Origin of the sequence: Streptomyces mexicanus (genome assembly GCF_902506575.1) — a bacterium.
GTDB classification, from domain to species: domain Bacteria; phylum Actinomycetota; class Actinomycetes; order Streptomycetales; family Streptomycetaceae; genus Streptomyces; species Streptomyces mexicanus.
On sequence record NZ_LR732544.1, the window covers coordinates 4,331,995 to 4,347,282 of the forward strand.

General features: G+C 71.7%; 17 protein-coding genes and 3 tRNA genes. 17 read left to right on the forward strand and 3 right to left on the reverse strand.

The features are described from left to right. The first annotated feature begins 221 nt into the window (after positions 1-221). From GV126_RS19405 to GV126_RS19430, 6 genes are all read left to right on the forward strand, one after another. A tRNA-Thr gene (locus tag GV126_RS19405) sits at positions 222-294 on the forward strand. A 46-nt stretch (positions 295-340) separates the two neighbouring features. Beyond that, positions 341-413, forward strand: a tRNA-Met gene (locus GV126_RS19410). Between the two features lie 90 nt (positions 414-503). After that, a complete protein-coding gene (gene rpmG / locus GV126_RS19415; protein ID WP_003948671.1) occupies positions 504-668 on the forward strand; it encodes a 50S ribosomal protein L33 in 165 nt (54 codons plus the stop codon). Between the two features lie 92 nt (positions 669-760). After that, entirely contained in the window at positions 761-1,213 is a 453-nt protein-coding gene (locus GV126_RS19420; RefSeq protein WP_028420806.1) for a MaoC family dehydratase N-terminal domain-containing protein, read from the forward strand. Between the two features lie 7 nt (positions 1,214-1,220). After that, positions 1,221-1,649, forward strand: a complete 429-nt coding sequence (locus GV126_RS19425; protein ID WP_159668450.1) for a MaoC family dehydratase — start codon at positions 1,221-1,223, stop codon at positions 1,647-1,649. Positions 1,650-1,741: 92 nt separating this feature from the next. Next, positions 1,742-2,797 (forward strand): UDP-N-acetylmuramate dehydrogenase, encoded by a 1,056-nt coding sequence (locus GV126_RS19430; protein ID WP_159668453.1) that lies wholly within the window; start codon positions 1,742-1,744, stop codon positions 2,795-2,797. Positions 2,798-3,069: 272 nt separating this feature from the next. Here the strand turns inward: GV126_RS19430 and GV126_RS19435 are convergent, their stop codons facing one another. Further along, positions 3,070-3,702, reverse strand: a complete 633-nt coding sequence (locus GV126_RS19435) for an NAD(P)-dependent oxidoreductase (RefSeq protein WP_159668456.1) — start codon at positions 3,700-3,702, stop codon at positions 3,070-3,072. A 117-nt stretch (positions 3,703-3,819) separates the two neighbouring features. Between GV126_RS19435 and GV126_RS19440 the strand changes: the two genes are divergently transcribed. Both GV126_RS19440 and GV126_RS19445 read left to right on the forward strand, forming a co-directional pair. Continuing rightward, positions 3,820-4,527 (forward strand): TetR family transcriptional regulator, encoded by a 708-nt coding sequence (locus GV126_RS19440; RefSeq protein ID WP_159668459.1) that lies wholly within the window; start codon positions 3,820-3,822, stop codon positions 4,525-4,527. A 58-nt stretch (positions 4,528-4,585) separates the two neighbouring features. After that, a complete protein-coding gene (locus tag GV126_RS19445; protein WP_159668461.1) occupies positions 4,586-5,335 on the forward strand; it encodes a thioredoxin domain-containing protein in 750 nt (249 codons plus the stop codon). Positions 5,336-5,457: 122 nt separating this feature from the next. On the opposite strand, the gene GV126_RS19450 is transcribed toward GV126_RS19445, so the two are convergent. Continuing rightward, positions 5,458-6,489, reverse strand: a complete 1,032-nt coding sequence (locus GV126_RS19450) for an adenosine deaminase (RefSeq protein WP_159668464.1) — start codon at positions 6,487-6,489, stop codon at positions 5,458-5,460. A gap of 118 nt (positions 6,490-6,607) precedes the next feature. After that, positions 6,608-7,834 (reverse strand): pyridoxal phosphate-dependent aminotransferase, encoded by a 1,227-nt coding sequence (locus GV126_RS19455; RefSeq protein WP_159668467.1) that lies wholly within the window; start codon positions 7,832-7,834, stop codon positions 6,608-6,610. A 557-nt stretch (positions 7,835-8,391) separates the two neighbouring features. On the opposite strand from GV126_RS19455, the gene GV126_RS19460 reads away from it, so the two are divergent. The 9 genes from GV126_RS19460 (at position 8,392) to rplL (ending at position 15,202) form a co-directional block, all read left to right on the forward strand. Beyond that, positions 8,392-8,464, forward strand: a tRNA-Trp gene (locus GV126_RS19460). Between the two features lie 108 nt (positions 8,465-8,572). Beyond that, positions 8,573-8,860, forward strand: a complete 288-nt coding sequence (gene secE, locus GV126_RS19465) for a preprotein translocase subunit SecE (RefSeq protein ID WP_159668470.1) — start codon at positions 8,573-8,575, stop codon at positions 8,858-8,860. An 81-nt stretch (positions 8,861-8,941) separates the two neighbouring features. Beyond that, positions 8,942-9,793 carry a transcription termination/antitermination protein NusG gene (nusG, locus tag GV126_RS19470; protein WP_159668473.1) on the forward strand — a complete coding sequence of 284 codons (852 nt, stop codon included), beginning with the start codon at positions 8,942-8,944 and terminating at the stop codon, positions 9,791-9,793. Between the two features lie 122 nt (positions 9,794-9,915). Further along, entirely contained in the window at positions 9,916-10,122 is a 207-nt protein-coding gene (locus GV126_RS19475) for a hypothetical protein (protein ID WP_159668476.1), read from the forward strand. 183 nt (positions 10,123-10,305) lie between these two features. After that, positions 10,306-11,976, forward strand: a complete 1,671-nt coding sequence (locus GV126_RS19480) for a phosphodiester glycosidase family protein (protein ID WP_159668479.1) — start codon at positions 10,306-10,308, stop codon at positions 11,974-11,976. 193 nt (positions 11,977-12,169) lie between these two features. Continuing rightward, positions 12,170-12,604 (forward strand): 50S ribosomal protein L11, encoded by a 435-nt coding sequence (rplK, locus tag GV126_RS19485; protein ID WP_028420794.1) that lies wholly within the window; start codon positions 12,170-12,172, stop codon positions 12,602-12,604. Between the two features lie 95 nt (positions 12,605-12,699). Next, positions 12,700-13,425: a 50S ribosomal protein L1 gene (rplA, locus tag GV126_RS19490; RefSeq protein WP_159668482.1), complete on the forward strand. Its 726-nt coding sequence runs from the start codon at positions 12,700-12,702 to the stop codon at positions 13,423-13,425. 739 nt (positions 13,426-14,164) lie between these two features. Continuing rightward, a complete protein-coding gene (gene rplJ, locus GV126_RS19495; RefSeq protein ID WP_159668484.1) occupies positions 14,165-14,695 on the forward strand; it encodes a 50S ribosomal protein L10 in 531 nt (176 codons plus the stop codon). Positions 14,696-14,809: 114 nt separating this feature from the next. After that, positions 14,810-15,202, forward strand: a complete 393-nt coding sequence (gene rplL / locus GV126_RS19500) for a 50S ribosomal protein L7/L12 (protein WP_159668487.1) — start codon at positions 14,810-14,812, stop codon at positions 15,200-15,202. Positions 15,203-15,288: the final 86 nt, after the last annotated feature.

Below are 15,288 nucleotides of genomic sequence, written 5' to 3' on the forward strand. Positions count from 1 at the left end.
CGCGGGACGGGGGAGGAGCGCAATAGTCGTACCGGTGTGGCCGAAGCCCGGTAGGACGGTTGGCCCGGCGGCCGAGCGGCCGAGCGGCCGAGCACGCGTCAGGCGCGGGCGGTGCCAGGGGCGCGGACGTGTGGACGTGCGGCAATCGGGCAGGGGTCGGGGAACGGCCCGGGAACGGATTTGGGCGAACGGCGGCGGACCGTGTAATGTCTTCATCGCTCGCCCCAATAGCTCAGTCGGCAGAGCGTCTCCATGGTAAGGAGAAGGTCAACGGTTCGATTCCGTTTTGGGGCTCTGATGTGAGAGGTACCCGCCGCAAGGCGGGGCCCGATCGCATCGCAGCGGTGTAGCTCAGTCGGTAGAGCAAGCGGCTCATAATCGCTGTGTCACCGGTTCAAGTCCGGTCACCGCTACTCTCAGTAGCCGATTGCCGGGTCGGTCCGTCGATCGGCTACTCTTCATGTGCGTTATTTCTAGTCAACCGTTCGTCAAGGAGCACTCACGTGGCTGCCACCGACGTCCGCCCGAAGATCACGCTGGCCTGCGTGGAGTGCAAGGAGCGGAACTACATCACCAAGAAGAACCGGCGTAACAACCCGGACCGTCTGGAGATGAAGAAGCACTGCCCGCGTTGCAACGCGCACACCGCGCACCGCGAGACGCGATAAACCAGACACAGTCATGAGGCCGTCCCCACACCAGGGGGCGGCCTCATGCTGTTTGATCGAACCGACGCAAGACATCAGGAGGTGCCGCGCGCATGGCGCTCGACCAGTCCTTCGTGGGGCGGTCCTACCCGCCCACCGCTCCCTACGAGGTGGGCCGGGAAAAGATCCGGGAGTTCGCCGAGGCGGTGGGGGACACCAACCCGGCCTACACGGACCCCGAGGCGGCCAAGGCGCTCGGCCACCCGGACGTGATCGCCCCGCCGACCTTCCTGTTCGCCATCACCTACAAGGCCGCCGCGCAGGTCGTCCAGGACCCGCAGCTCGGCCTCGACTTCAGCCGGGTGGTGCACGGCGACCAGAAGTTCGCCTACGTCCGCCCCGTGCGCGCCGGTGACCGGCTGTCCGTCACCTCCACGATCGACGCGATCAAGTCCCTGGCCGGCAACGACATCATGGACGTCCGGGGCGAGGTGCACGACGAGGCGGGCGAGCACGTGGCGACCACCTGGATGAAGCTCGTGGCCCGCGCGGCCGAGGAGGCGTGAGGAACCCATGACGGCGAAGATCGCCTACGACGACGTCGAGGTCGGCACCGAGCTGCCGGCGCAGACCTTCCCCGTGACCCGTGCCACGCTCGTCCAGTACGCGGGCGCCTCCGGGGACTTCAACCCCATCCACTGGAACGAGCGGTTCGCCAAGGAGGTCGGGCTGCCGGACGTGATCGCGCACGGCATGTTCACCATGGCCGAGGCGATCCGGGTCGTCACCGACTGGGCCGGTGACCCGGGCGCGGTCGTCGAGTACGGCGTCCGCTTCACCAAGCCCGTCGTCGTCCCCGACGACGACAAGGGCGCCCGGATCGAGGTCTCCGGCAAGGTCGCGGCCAAGCTGGAGGACAACACCGTCCGGGTGGACCTGACCGCCGTCAGCGGCGGGCAGAAGGTCCTCGGGATGGCCCGCGCGGTCGTCCGCCTGGCCTGACCCGTCACCACCGCCTGACCGGTCACCACGGCCCTGACCGGTCACCGCGGCCCTGGCGGGCTCTGTCGGCGGGGTCTCGTAGTCTTGGGCGCGTGCAGGAACTCCACGACGCGCCCCTGGCCCCGCTGACCACCTTCCGGCTGGGCGGTCCCGCGAACCGGCTGCTCACCGCGACCACCGACGCCGAGGTGATCGACGCCGTCCGCGAGGCCGACGCCACCGGCACGCCACTGCTGGTCATCGGCGGCGGCTCCAACCTGGTCATCGGCGACAAGGGCTTCGACGGCACCGCCCTGCGCATCGCCACCCGCGGCGTGGAGCTGCGCGGTACGACGCTGGAGCTGGCCGCCGGCGAGGTGTGGACGGACGCCGTCGCGCGCACCGTGGAGGCCGGCCTCGCCGGCATCGAATGCCTCGCCGGCATCCCCGGCTCCGCCGGCGCCACCCCCATCCAGAACGTCGGGGCGTACGGCCAGGAGATCTCCACCACCCTCACCGAGGTCGTCGCCTACGACCGCCGGGCCGGCGAGACGGTCACCCTGACCAACGAGGAGTGCGCGTTCTCCTACCGGCACAGCCGCTTCAAGGCCGACCCCGAACGGTACGTCGTGCTGCGCGTCCGCTTCGCGCTGCAGGACGCGGGCGGGCTGTCGGCGCCGGTGAAGTACGCCGAGACGGCCCGTGCGCTGGGCGTGGCCGTGGGCGACCGGGCGCCGCTGGCCACCGCCCGCGACACCGTGCTGAAGCTGCGCGCAGGGAAGGGCATGGTGCTGGACCCCGAGGACCACGACACCTGGTCGGCCGGGTCCTTCTTCACCAACCCGATCCTCACCGACGCCGAGTTCGCCGCGTTCCGCGCCCGGGTCCGGGAGCGCCTGGGCGAGGAGGCCGAACCGCCCGCGTACCCGGCGGGGCAGGGGCGCACCAAGACCTCCGCGGCCTGGCTGATCGACAAGGCCGGCTTCACCAAGGGCTACGGCAGCGGCCCGGCCCGGATCTCCACCAAGCACACCCTCGCCCTGACCAACCGCGGCGGCGCCACCACGGAGGACCTGCTGGCCCTGGCCCGCGAGGTCGTGGCCGGGGTGCGCGAGACGTTCGGCATCACCCTGGTCAACGAGCCGGTGACGGTGGGCGTGAGCCTGTAGGCCCTGCCCCGGACCGGACCGGACGGCTCCGGACCGGCCGGATGGCTCCGGAACGGCCAGATGGCTCCGGACCGGCTGTGAGCGCTCCGGACCGGCCGTAAGCGCTCCGGATCGGCCGGGAGCGCCCCGGATGCCCCGGCCCGGGCGAGACCACCCTGGATCGGCCGGGCTCCCCCGGCCCGGCCGGGACCGGACCCAGGGGCTGACCGGACCGGCCGGGACCGGCCCCAGGGTCCAACCGGACAGACCCGGGACCGGACCGGGCCCCAGGTCTAATACGCCACACCCACCCCCTGCTTCACCGTCGCCGGATCGTCGGTCATCGCCAGCATCGCGTGGGCCACGTCCGCCCGGGCGATGAAGCGGCCGCGCGGCGGGAAGCCGCCGACGACCGTGCGGTAGGTGCCGGTCAGCGGCTTGTTCTGCAGGCGCGGCGGGCGGACGACCGTCCAGTCCGTGGCGCTGCGGGCCAGTTCGGCCTCCATCTCGCGCAGGTCGGCGTAGACGTCCTTCAGCAGCGCCGAGACCAGACGGCGGACCGTCCGGTCCAGTGGTCCGTCGCCCGCCGGTGCGGGGCCGACGGGTCCCGCGCTCACCACGAGCAGCCGCCGTACGCCCTCCGCCTCCAGCGCGCCCAGCACCGTGCGCGTCAGCCGGGTCGCCACGCCGGCGTCCTCGCGGCTGCGGGCGCCCAGTCCGGACAGCACCGCGTCACGGCCCGCGACGGCGGGGCGCACGGCCTCCGGGTCCCGCAGATCGGCGCGGAACACCTCCAGTCCGTCGCCCGTCACGGTCAGCCGGGCCGGATCGCGGACGACGGCGGTGACCCGGTGGCCGGCCGTGAGCGCCTGTCGGACGATCTCCTGGCCGATTCCACCGGTGGCGCCGAAAACGGTGAGGTTCATGACTGCTCCTGCGCTGGCAACGTCGGTGAGTATTCACTCACCCGGTTCTCCTCTAGGGTGAGTGAATACTCACCAACCCGTCAACGGCCCTCGGGCCGCCGTGAAATCCTTGGGACCATGGAGCAGAAACCGGCACACGTCCGCATCCTCGACGCCGCCCACGAGCTGATGTTGACCGTCGGGCTCGCCCGCGCCACCACCAAAGAGATCGCCAAGGTGGCCGGCTGCTCCGAAGCGGCCCTCTACAAGTACTTCCCGAGCAAGGAGGAACTGTTCATCCAGGTGCTGCACGAGCGGCTGCCGCGCCTGACCCCGCTGCTGCGCAGCCTCGCCGCCGAGCCCGGCCGCCGCACCTTGCTGGAGAACCTCACCGAGATCGCCCGCCAGGCCGCCCTGTTCTACGAGCAGAGCTTCCCGATCGCCGGCTCCCTGTACGCGGAGACCCAGCTCAAGCGGCGCCACGACGAGGCGATGCGGCAGATGGGCTCCGGGCCGCACGTCCCGATCGAGGAACTGGACGCCTACCTCCGCGCCGAGCAGGCCCTCGGCCGCATCGCCGCCGGCGCCGACACCTTCGCGGCCGCCTCCCTCCTCCTCGGCGCCTGCGCCCAGCGGGCCTTCGCGTACGACGCGGCGGACAGCCGCCCGGACGCGGCCGAGTTCGCCGACCGCCTGGCCCGCACCCTGCTGGCGGGCATCGGACAGGCCCCGGCACCGGGCATCGATCAGGCCCCGGCACCGGGCAGCGGGCAGGCCCCGGCACCGGGCATCGATCAGGCCCCGGCACCGGGCAGCGATCAGGCCCCCGCACCGGGCAGCGAGTAGGGACCCCGCACAGCGATCGCATAGGGTCGGTCCCCGTCCTACAGGGAGGGGAAAGACCATGCGAGGCGGACGTCTCGGCCGTGCCGTCGCGATCGCGGCGGCGAGCGTGCTGGTGGGCGCGCTGGCCACGGGCTGCGGCTCGGCGGCCCGCGGCGGCGGCAGCGACCACCGGGCCGACGGCGTCGGCGGCGCCGACGGGAAGCCGTCCGGCCGGGCGTCCCGGGCGGTGAAGATCACCGAGTTGCTCGCACCCGACGGCACCACCGTCCGCGTCGGATCACCGCAGGCGAAGACCGTCGTCCACGTCTACGAGGACCTGCGCTGCCCGGTCTGCGACGACTTCGAGACCCGGGGCGGCGGCGAGGCCCTGCGCGACCTGGTCCGCTCCGGCCAGGTCCGGGCGGAGTACACCCTGGCCTCCTTCCTCGACGACAAGCTCGGCGGCCAGGGCTCCAAGAAGGCCGCGAACGCGCTGCGGGCCGCGCTGGAGGCGGGCAGGTTCGCCGAGTACCACGACGTCCTCTTCGCCCACCAGCCAGAGGAGAGCGTCGACGGCTACACCGACGCGTTCCTGCTGGAGATGGCCTCGCGCGTGAAGGGCCTGCGCGGCCCGAAGTTCGACGCGGCGGTCAAGGACATGAAGTACCGCGGCTTCGTGACCGCGTCCGAGAAGGCGTTCGAGTCGTCCGGAGCGCCCGGCACGCCCACCCTGAAGGTCGACGGGAAGACCGTCGACGGGCAGCTGTACAACGGGATCTTCGACAAGAACACGCTGCCGATGGTCATCGGGGCACTCTCCGGGGACTGACCCGCCGCAGCCCGCCGGCCAGCCGTCCTCCGGGAGCGACCCTTCTCGGGCCGCCGGTCAGTCGTCCTCCGGGAGTGACCCGCCGCAGCCTGTCGGTCAGTCGTCCTCGGGACCGACCCTCCTCAGCTCGCCAGCCAGTCGTCCACGCCCGACAGCAGCTTCGTCCGGACGTCCTCCGGGGCGGCCGAGGCGCGGATGGACTGGCGGGCCAGCTCCGCCAGCTCGGCGTCGTCGAACGCGTGGTGGTGCCGGGCGATCTCGTACTGGGCCGCCAGCCGGGAGCCGAAGAGCAGGGGGTCGTCGGCGCCCAGGGCCATCGGGACCCCGGCGTCGTACAGGGTGCGCAGGGGGACGTCCTCCGGCTTGTCGTACACCCCGAGAGCCACGTTGGAGGCCGGGCACACCTCGCAGGTCACGCCCCGCTCGGCCAGGCGCCGCAGCAGGGCGGGGTCCTCCGCCGCGCGCACCCCGTGGCCCACCCGGTGGGCGTGCAGGTCGTCCAGGCAGTCGCGGACCGAGGCGGGACCGGTCAGCTCGCCGCCGTGCGGGGCCGCGAACAGGCCGCCGTCGCGCGCGATCGCGAACGCCCGGTCGAAGTCCCGCGCCATGCCCCGCCGCTCGTCGTTGGACAGGCCGAAACCGACCACGCCGCGGTCCCGGTAGCGCACGGCCAGCCGGGCCAGCGTGCGGGCGTCCAGCGGGTGCTTCATGCGGTTGGCGGCGACCAGGACCCGCATGCCCAGGCCCGTCTCCCGCGAGGCCGTCTCCACGGCGTCCAGGATGATCTCCAGCGCCGGGATCAGTCCGCCCAGCCTGGGCGCGTACGAGGTCGGGTCCACCTGGATCTCCAGCCAGCCCGAGCCGTCCTTGACGTCCTCCTCGGCGGCCTCCCGCACCAGGCGCTGGATGTCCTCCGGTGCCCGCAGGCAGGAACGCGCCGCGTCGTACAGCCGCTGGAAGCGGAACCAGCCGCGCTCGTCCGTCGCCCGCAGCTTCGGCGGCTCACCGCTGACCAGGGCGTCCGTCAGGGCCTCCGGCAGGCGCACGCCGTACTTGTCGGCCAGTTCCAGCAGGGTGGTGGGCCGCATCGACCCGGTGAAGTGCAGGTGCAGATGGGCTTTCGGCAGCTCGGAGAGATCGCGTACGTGCTCCATCCCAGGATCCTGCCGCACGCGCCCCGCGTCCCGGTAGCCGTTTCCCCGTTCGTGCTCTTGCCCGTACAAACAAGCGGGCCGCCTCCCGGAGGGAAACGGCCCGCACACGGGGAGGGGGTCAGTCCCTGGCCTCCGCCAGCAGCTTCTGGATCCGGCTCACGCCCTCCACCAGGTCCTCGTCACCGAGGGCGTAGGACAGGCGCAGGTAGCCCGGCGTGCCGAAGGCCTCCCCCGGGACGACCGCGACCTCGGCCTCCTCCAGGATCAGCGCGGCCAGCTCGACCGTGTTCTGCGGGCGCTTGCCGCGGATCTCCTTGCCGATCAGTGCCTTCACCGACGGGTACGCGTAGAACGCGCCCTCCGGCTCCGGGCACACGACGCCGTCGATCTCGTTGAGCATCCGCACGATGGTCCGGCGGCGCCGGTCGAACGCCTCGCGCATCATCGCCACGGCCTCCAGGTCGCCGGAGACGGCGGCCAGGGCGGCCGCCTGGGCCACGTTGGAGACGTTCGAGGTGGCGTGCGACTGCAGGTTGGTCGCGGCCTTGACGACGTCCTTCGGGCCGATGACCCAGCCCACGCGCCAGCCGGTCATGGCGTACGTCTTGGCCACGCCGTTGACGACGATGCACTTGTCGCGCAGCTCCGGCAGCAGCGCGGGCAGGGACACCGAGACGGCGTCGCCGTAGACCAGGTGCTCGTAGATCTCGTCGGTGAGCACCCACAGGCCGTGCTCCAGCGCCCAGCGGCCGATCGCCTCGGTCTCGGCCTCGGAGTACACCGCGCCGGTCGGGTTGGAGGGGGAGACGAACAGGACGACCTTGGTCTTCTCCGTGCGGGCCGCCTCCAGCTGCTCCACCGTGACGCGGTAACCGGTGGTCTCGTCGGCGACCACCTCGACCGGGACACCGCCGGCCAGGCGGATCGACTCCGGGTACGTCGTCCAGTACGGCGCCGGGACGATGACCTCGTCACCCGGGTCCAGGATCGCGGCGAAGGCCTCGTAGATGGCCTGCTTGCCGCCGTTGGTGACCAGGATCTGGGAGACGTCCGGCTCCCAGCCGGAGTCGCGCAGCGTCTTCGCGGCGATCGCGGCCTTCAGCTCGGGCAGGCCGCCGGCCGGGGTGTAGCGGTGGTACTTCGGGTTCTTGCAGGCCTCGATCGCGGCCTCGACGATGTAGTCCGGGGTCGGGAAGTCGGGCTCACCGGCGCCGAAGCCGATCACCGGACGCCCGGCGGCCTTCAGGGCCTTGGCCTTGGCGTCCACGGCGAGGGTGGCGGACTCGGAGATCGCGCCGACTCGGGCGGAGACCCGGCGCTCGGTGGGAGGGGTTGCAGCGCTCATACCGCCATCGTTCCAGACCACCGACGAGAGGGGCACACGGGTTTCGAGGAGTGAGCGAGGGCGGTCTACGCGCTGAACAACCGTGCGGACCCGCCCGCCCTGCCGCGTGCCCCGCCGCACGCCGTGCCGGGCGCCTCACCGGCCGTCTCCCGCCCTGCGGACCCGCGGAATCCGGCCCTCCGCACCGGTTGCCTGCGGCCCACCGCATCAGCTGCCTCAGGCCCCGCGGACCGGCGGTCTCCGGCCTTCCGTCCCCGCAGTTTCCAGCCCTGCACGCCCGCGGTCTCCAGCCTCCGCACCCGCAGTCTCCGGCGCCTCCGCCGCCTCGGCACGGTCCTTCGGCCCCGTCCGCCCCGGTGCTCCGTCCGGCTCGGCACCGGTCCTCCGGCCCCTCCCGCACAGGTCTTTCGGACACTCCGTGGACACCGAAGAACGCTTTCCGTTCGACGCCCGGCCCCGGACCACGTACACTCTCACCTCGTTGGCCTTCAGCAGCCGCGCCGGACATCGGTGCACGCCGGGCATTTGGTCGGATGCGGTACGTTGGGGGAACACAAAGGGTCGTAGCTCAATTGGTAGAGCACTGGTCTCCAAAACCAGCGGTTGGGGGTTCAAGTCCCTCCGGCCCTGCTCCACACACCTTCGCCAGGATGTGTGCGCATGTACGTACAGCAATGCACCGCCGTGCGGCTCGACCGGGCGCGGCACGGCCACGACCCGGGAATCAGGTGAGGACGCATGACGGACGCCGTGGGCTCCATCGACACGCCTGACGCCCGGGACGAGGTGGCGGAGTCCAAGAAGAAGCCGCGCAAGGGCGGCAAGCGAGCCAAGAAGGGCCCGCTGAAGCGTCTTGCGCTCTTCTACCGGCAGATCATCGCCGAACTCCGCAAGGTTGTCTGGCCCACGCGCCATCAGCTGACGTCGTACACCACCGTGGTGATCTTCTTCGTTGCCATCATGATCGCCCTGGTGACCGTGATTGACTATGGGCTCAACCACGCGGCCAAGTACGTCTTCGGCTGAGTCAAGAGCGAAGGGCGCCGTGGTTACCGGCGCCCGTTTTCGCATGTTCCACCCCTATGTATCCAGGAAGAAGCAGCCACCGTGTCTGACCCGAACCTGAACGACGCCATCGAGCCGACCGAGTCCGTGGATGACGAGCTCGACATCGTCGAGGGTGCGGACGAGGGCGACGAGGCCGAGGCTGCCGAGGCCGCCGCGGGCGAGCCGGCCGAGCAGGCCGCCGTCCACGTCGAGGACGAGGACGAGGACCAGGCCACCGAGGGTGAGGACGCCGAGGCCGCCGAAGCCGAGGCCGCCGAGGAGCCCGAGCCCGAACTCGACCCGGTCACCAAGCTCCGCGAGGAACTGCGCACCCTGCCCGGCGAGTGGTACGTCATCCACACCTACGCCGGCTACGAGAAGCGCGTGAAGGCCAATCTGGAGCAGCGCGCCGTCTCGCTGAACGTCGAGGACTTCATCTACCAGGCCGAGGTGCCCGAGGAAGAGATCGTCCAGATCAAGAACGGCGAGCGCAAGACCGTCCGGCAGAACAAGCTGCCCGGTTACGTCCTCGTCCGCATGGACCTGACGAACGAGTCCTGGGGCGTCGTCCGCAACACGCCCGGCGTCACCGGCTTCGTCGGCAACGCCTACGACCCCTACCCGCTGTCCCTGGACGAGATCGTGAAGATGCTCGCCCCGGAGGCGGAGGAGAAGGCCGCCCGCGAGGCCGCCGAGGCCGAGGGCAAGCCCGCCCCGCAGCGCAAGGTCGAGGTCCAGGTGCTGGACTTCGAGGTCGGCGACTCGGTCACCGTCACCGACGGCCCCTTCGCCACGCTGCAGGCGACCATCAACGAGATCAACGCCGACTCCAAGAAGGTCAAGGGCCTGGTCGAGATCTTCGGCCGCGAGACGCCGGTCGAGCTGTCCTTCGACCAGATCCAGAAGAACTAGGCGCACGAACCCACGAAAGAGCCCCCGCCCGGCGGTCACCCGCCGGGCGGGGGCTCTGCCGTGTCGTTTCCGAAACCCCCGGCCGTCCGGATCGAGGGCATCGCACCACCTATCGTGAAGCCATGAACAGGCGGCGCTGGTGGTCGGTGATCGGCTTGTGGGTCGTGTGGTGGGCAGCCGCCACCGCTGTCTTCTGGCTTCTGGGCAAGGTGCTCGGTCAGTCGGCGAGCCCGGTGGGGTGCGGGGCGAGTGCCGTGCTGGTGATCGTCGTGGGCGAGATCGGTGACCGGGTACGGCGCCGCCTCCGGCCCCGCCGTGAGGTGGGCTGACCGGACGGCCCGTGCGGGCCGGTCGGACCGGGCAGCCGCAGGGCGGCACGCCGTCGCGGCGGTGCGTGAGGCCGCCATCGGCACGGCCGGGCCGGCCCTCTTCACCCCGGGGCCGCCCAGGTGTCACCCGGAAACGGTGCGGGGGCCTGTCCGATGTCGCCGTGGCGTTCTACCGTCCCGTACATGACGCGACCCGGACCCCGAAGACCCGCCGTTTCCCTTCTCTGCGCGGGCGCTGCGGTGGCGCTCGCCTGGGCGGGGCCTGCGCAGCCGGCCGCCACGGCCGCGGACGGCCCGGCCCCCGCCGCGGACGGCCGGCGCGCCGACCCGATCGTCTCCGGCCGGCTCGACCTCGGCCCGGCCGATCTGCCGGAGACCCGTACGACCTCGACGCTGCAGCCCGGCGTCACCCTGACCCGGATCACCCGCGGGGGCGCCGACGACTCCCTGTTCTGGACGCTGGAGGTGCAGATCCCGAACGCCTCCTCGCCCGACCCCGACGCACCGGCCAAGGCGCTGTCCGGGGCGGCCGACGCCCGCGAGGAGCGCGAGCGGTTGCGCGCCGAGGGGTTCGACGCGCGGGTCGAGGCCGTGGCGCGGCCCCGCGCCGCCGACGTGTCGCCCGGCATCCTCGGCTACCGCGTCCGGGTCGGCTCCTGGCCCACCCGGTCCGAGGCCGACCGGGAGCGTGCCCGCCTGACCGCCGCCGGGGAGCACGCCTCCAGCGTCTTCACCGGCTGGGACGGGGACCGCGCGGCGCGCGGTCCCTGGCACGTCGACGTGGTCACCATCGACCCTCGCCGGTTCGACGGCCGCCTCGACGCGACCTTCGGCCCCGACCTGGAGGGCCGTGAGACGACCTCCGCGCTGGCCCGGGCGGCCGGTGCCACGGTCGGCGTCAACGCGGGCTTCTTCGTCCTGGACCCCGCCGCCGGCGCGCCGGGCGACCCCGCCGGGGTCGGCGTGTACGACGGCAAGGTGCTGTCCGAGCCCGTCGGCGAACGCCCGGCGCTCGTCCTGGACGACCGCGGCACCAGCAGCATCGAACGGCTGTCCTGGCGCGGCAGCGTGCTGATCGGCGGCCGGACCGTCCCGCTCGACGGCGTGGACCGGGTGCCCGGCCTGATCCGCAACTGCGGCGGCGACCGGACCGACCGCCCGACGGCACAGCCGCTGCACGACGTCACCTGCACCGACGACAGCGAGCTCGTCGCGTTCACCCCGGAGTACGGCGCCCGCACCCCCGAGGGCCCCGGGCGCGAGGTGGTGCTCGACGCCCACCAGCGGGTGGTCTCCGTGGCCGCCGTACGCGGCACCGCGCTCGCCCCCGGCACCACCTCCCTGCAGGCCACCGGAGACCTGGCGGACCGGCTCGCGGCCGTCCGGGTCGGTGACCGGGTGCGGGTGCGCACGGACCTGGCCGACGCCGCGACCGGCCGGCCGCGTCCGGTGAGCCGCCACACGACGATCGTCAACGGCGGCCCCCAGCTCGTCCACCACGGGCGGGAGGAGATCACCCAGCGCCGGGACGGCATGGACCACGCGGACGACCCCAGCTGGGCCTACGGCTGGGTGGTCAAGCGGAACCCGCGCACCCTCGCCGGAACGGACCGGTACGGGCGTACGGTGCTGGTGTCCGTCGACGGGCGCACCACCGGCGACCTCGGCCTGAGCATCCCGGAGGCCGCCGACGTGGCCCGCTCGCTCGGCCTGGTCGAGGCCGTCAACCTCGACGGCGGCGGCTCGACGGCGATGGCGGTCGGCGGAGCGGTCATCGGCCACCCCTCCGACGCCACCGGCGAACGGCCCGTCGGCGACGCCGTGTTGGTCCTGCCGCCGGCTCGCCGGCCGTGACCGGCGCCCGCCGAGGGCCGTGGCCGGGCCCGCGGCGGGCGCGGCTCCGGCGCCCGGAGCCACCTGCTGGTTTTGGGAGCGGAGGGCCTACCCGTTATCGTTGTGCGGTATGCCTCCATCCGGATGATCCGGACCGATGATCCGGAAGCCCCCGGAGGAGGCCGACCACTCTCACTAGGACCCGGAGAGAGCAATGCCTCCCAAGAAGAAGAAGGTCACGGGGCTCATCAAGCTCCAGATCCAGGCCGGCGCCGCCAACCCGGCCCCGCCGGTCGGCCCGGCGCTGGGTCAGCACGGCGTCAACATCATGGAGTTCTGCAAGGCCTACAACGCCGCGACCGAGTCGCAGCGCGGGTGGGTCATCCCGGTGGAGATCACGGTCTACGAGGACCGTTCCTTCACCTTCATCACCAAGACGCCGCCGGCCGCCAAGATGATCCTCAAGGCCGCGGGCGTGGAGAAGGGCTCCGGCGAGCCGCACAAGACCAAGGTCGCCAAGATCACCCGCGACCAGGTCCGTGAGATCGCCCAGACCAAGATGCCCGACCTCAACGCCAACGACCTGGACGCCGCCGAGAAGATCATCGCCGGCACCGCCCGTTCCATGGGCGTCACCGTCGAGGGCTGAGACCCCCCTAGTACTCCCGCGGCCGGACCGGGCCGCACGTGGGAGGGCCTGCTCGGCCCGTACCACGACTCCTTTCAGAACCCACAGGAGCAGTTGTGAGCAAGCGCAGCAAGGCTCTCCGCGCTGCGGACGCCAAGATCGACCGGGAGAAGCTGTACGCCCCGCTCGAGGCCGTCCGTCTCGCCAAGGAGACCTCCACGACCAAGTTCGACGGCACCGTCGAGGTCGCCTTCCGTCTGGGTGTCGACCCGCGCAAGGCCGACCAGATGGTCCGTGGCACCGTGAACCTTCCGCACGGCACCGGTAAGACCGCCCGGGTCCTGGTCTTCGCGACCGGTGACCGTGCCGAGGCCGCGCGTGCCGCGGGCGCCGACATCGTCGGCGCCGACGAGCTGATCGACGAGGTGTCGAAGGGCCGCCTGGACTTCGACGCCGTCGTCGCCACCCCGGACCTCATGGGCAAGGTCGGCCGCCTCGGCCGCGTCCTCGGCCCGCGTGGTCTGATGCCGAACCCGAAGACCGGCACCGTCACCCCCGACGTGGCCAAGGCCGTCTCCGACATCAAGGGCGGCAAGATCGAGTTCCGTGTCGACAAGCACGCGAACCTGCACTTCATCATCGGCAAGACGTCGTTCGACGACACCAAGCTGGTGGAGAACTACGGCGCCGCGCTGGAGGAGATCCTCCGTCTGAAGCCGTCCGCCGCCAAGGGTCGCTACATCAAGAAGGCCGCCATCAGCACCACGATGGGCCCCGGCATCCAGGTCGACCCGAACCGCACCCGCAACCTCCTCGTCGAGGAGGACCCGGCCGCGGTCTGAGCCCCCACGGCTCACCTGTAGTCGGCGACGAGCCCCGCACCCGGTTGGGTGCGGGGCTCGTCCCCTTTGCGGCCCAGGGGGCGCTTCCGGGCCAGGGTCGCTTGCGGGTCAGGGGCGCTTCGGGCCCAGTGGCTGTGTACGACCCAGGGGCGGCCTGCGCCCCACCGGCCGCTTCCGGCCCTTCGGGGCCTCCCTGGCCTCCTCTGAGCCGGTCCCGTGGCTTCCCGGGGCCTTCCGGGCCTCCTCTGAGCCGGTCCCGGGCCGTCCGGGCCTTCTCCCGGTTCTCCGCCGGGCCTTCCCGGCCCTCCACGCGCCGTCCCGGATTTCTGCCGGCCGTCCCGCGCCGTCCCGGGCCGCTTCCTCGGCTCCCCGGCCCTGTTTTCCCGGCTCACCGCGCCCACGCCGGGCCGGCGGTGCCAGGGCGGTCCGGCGCGGAGTGATCCGCCGAACGGGGCGGATTTGCTCCGGCCCGCCCCGTTCCCGTACTCTCCTTTCCGAAGCCAAAGACCGCTGGTCGTTGCCGTGCGCTCGCAAGAGGGTGCGGTGGCCGAAGGATCCGCTGAACATGCGGACGACCCGCGCAGGTGACAGTGGAAGAACTCCCGGAGTGCGCGCGCCCCTGTGTCGTGCGTGCGGCCGGTCGAGTCCGCCCCGTGCGCCTGCGCCGGGGCGTTTCGTTTTCCCCAGTCCTCCTTCGGGTCCGCGCGGTCCGAATCACCCGGAAGGAGGCCGAGGCTCTATGGCGAGGCCCGACAAGGCTGCCGCGGTTGCCGAGCTGACGGACAAGTTCCGCAACTCGTCTGCTGCCGTGCTGACCGAGTACCGCGGTCTCACCGTGGCGCAGCTCAAGACGCTGCGTCGTTCGCTCGGTGAGAACGCCCAGTACGCCGTGGTGAAGAACACGCTGACCAAGATTGCGGCCAACGAGGCCGGGATCACGACGCTGGACGACCTGTTCAACGGTCCGACGGCTGTCGCCTTCGTCACCGGTGACCCGGTGGAGTCGGCGAAGGGTCTCCGTGACTTCGCCAAGGACAACCCGAATCTCGTCATCAAGGGCGGTGTCCTTGACGGCAAGGCGCTGTCCGCCGACGAGATCAAGAAGCTTGCGGACCTCGAGTCCCGCGAGGTTCTGCTCAGCAAGCTGGCCGGTGCCTTCAAGGCGAAGCAGTCCCAGGCTGCCTCCGTCTTCCAGGCGCTGCCGACGAAGCTCGTCCGCACCGTGGACGCGCTGCGCGCCAAGCAGGCCGAGCAGGGCGGTGCCGAGTAATTCGGCTCGCTTTCTGACCCGTACCGACCAGGGCGCGGGTCGCAGCGGGCCGACGTACGCCCGCCTCATCCAGTACATCCGGCACCTGCCGATTTGAGTGGAAGGACCGCCATCATGGCGAAGCTGTCCCAGGACGAGCTGCTTGCCCAGTTCGAGGAGATGACCCTCATCGAGCTCTCCGAGTTCGTGAAGGCCTTCGAGGAGAAGTTCGACGTCACCGCTGCCGCGGCCGCCCCGGTCGTCGTCGCCGGTGGTGGCGCCGGTGCCGCCGCGGGCGCCGAGCAGGCCGAGGAGAAGGACGAGTTCGACGTCATCCTCGCCGGTGCCGGCGACAAGAAGATCCAGGTCATCAAGGTCGTGCGCGAGCTGACCTCCCTGGGCCTGAAGGAGGCCAAGGACCTGGTCGACGGTGCCCCGAAGCCCGTCCTCGAGAAGGTCAACAAGGAGGCCGCGGACAAGGCCAAGGAGGCCCTCGAGGGCGCCGGCGCCTCCGTCGAGGTCAAGTAAGACCTGCACCGGTCGTAAGACCTGCACGGGCCGCACGGCCCTCGACGGGTCCGTCACGGACTCACGCGTGCTGACGGCCCGCCCGC

Bases quoted from the DNA above. Each gene is read 5' to 3' on its own strand.
- GV126_RS19420 (WP_028420806.1), top strand. From the start codon at position 761: ATGGCGCTCGACCAGTCCTTCGTGGGGCGGTCCTACCCGCCCACCGCT.
- GV126_RS19425 (WP_159668450.1), top strand. From the start codon at position 1,221: ATGACGGCGAAGATCGCCTACGACGACGTCGAGGTCGGCACCGAGCTG.
- GV126_RS19435 (WP_159668456.1), bottom strand. From the start codon at position 3,702: ATGAACCTCACCGTTTTCGGCGCCACCGGTGGAATCGGCCAGGAGATC.
- GV126_RS19440 (WP_159668459.1), top strand. From the start codon at position 3,820: ATGGAGCAGAAACCGGCACACGTCCGCATCCTCGACGCCGCCCACGAG.
- GV126_RS19445 (WP_159668461.1), top strand. From the start codon at position 4,586: ATGCGAGGCGGACGTCTCGGCCGTGCCGTCGCGATCGCGGCGGCGAGC.
- GV126_RS19450 (WP_159668464.1), bottom strand. From the start codon at position 6,489: ATGGAGCACGTACGCGATCTCTCCGAGCTGCCGAAAGCCCATCTGCAC.
- GV126_RS19455 (WP_159668467.1), bottom strand. From the start codon at position 7,834: ATGAGCGCTGCAACCCCTCCCACCGAGCGCCGGGTCTCCGCCCGAGTC.
- secE (WP_159668470.1), top strand. From the start codon at position 8,573: ATGACGGACGCCGTGGGCTCCATCGACACGCCTGACGCCCGGGACGAG.
- GV126_RS19475 (WP_159668476.1), top strand. From the start codon at position 9,916: ATGAACAGGCGGCGCTGGTGGTCGGTGATCGGCTTGTGGGTCGTGTGG.
- GV126_RS19480 (WP_159668479.1), top strand. From the start codon at position 10,306: ATGACGCGACCCGGACCCCGAAGACCCGCCGTTTCCCTTCTCTGCGCG.
- rplK (WP_028420794.1), top strand. From the start codon at position 12,170: ATGCCTCCCAAGAAGAAGAAGGTCACGGGGCTCATCAAGCTCCAGATC.
- rplJ (WP_159668484.1), top strand. From the start codon at position 14,165: ATGGCGAGGCCCGACAAGGCTGCCGCGGTTGCCGAGCTGACGGACAAG.
- rplL (WP_159668487.1), top strand. From the start codon at position 14,810: ATGGCGAAGCTGTCCCAGGACGAGCTGCTTGCCCAGTTCGAGGAGATG.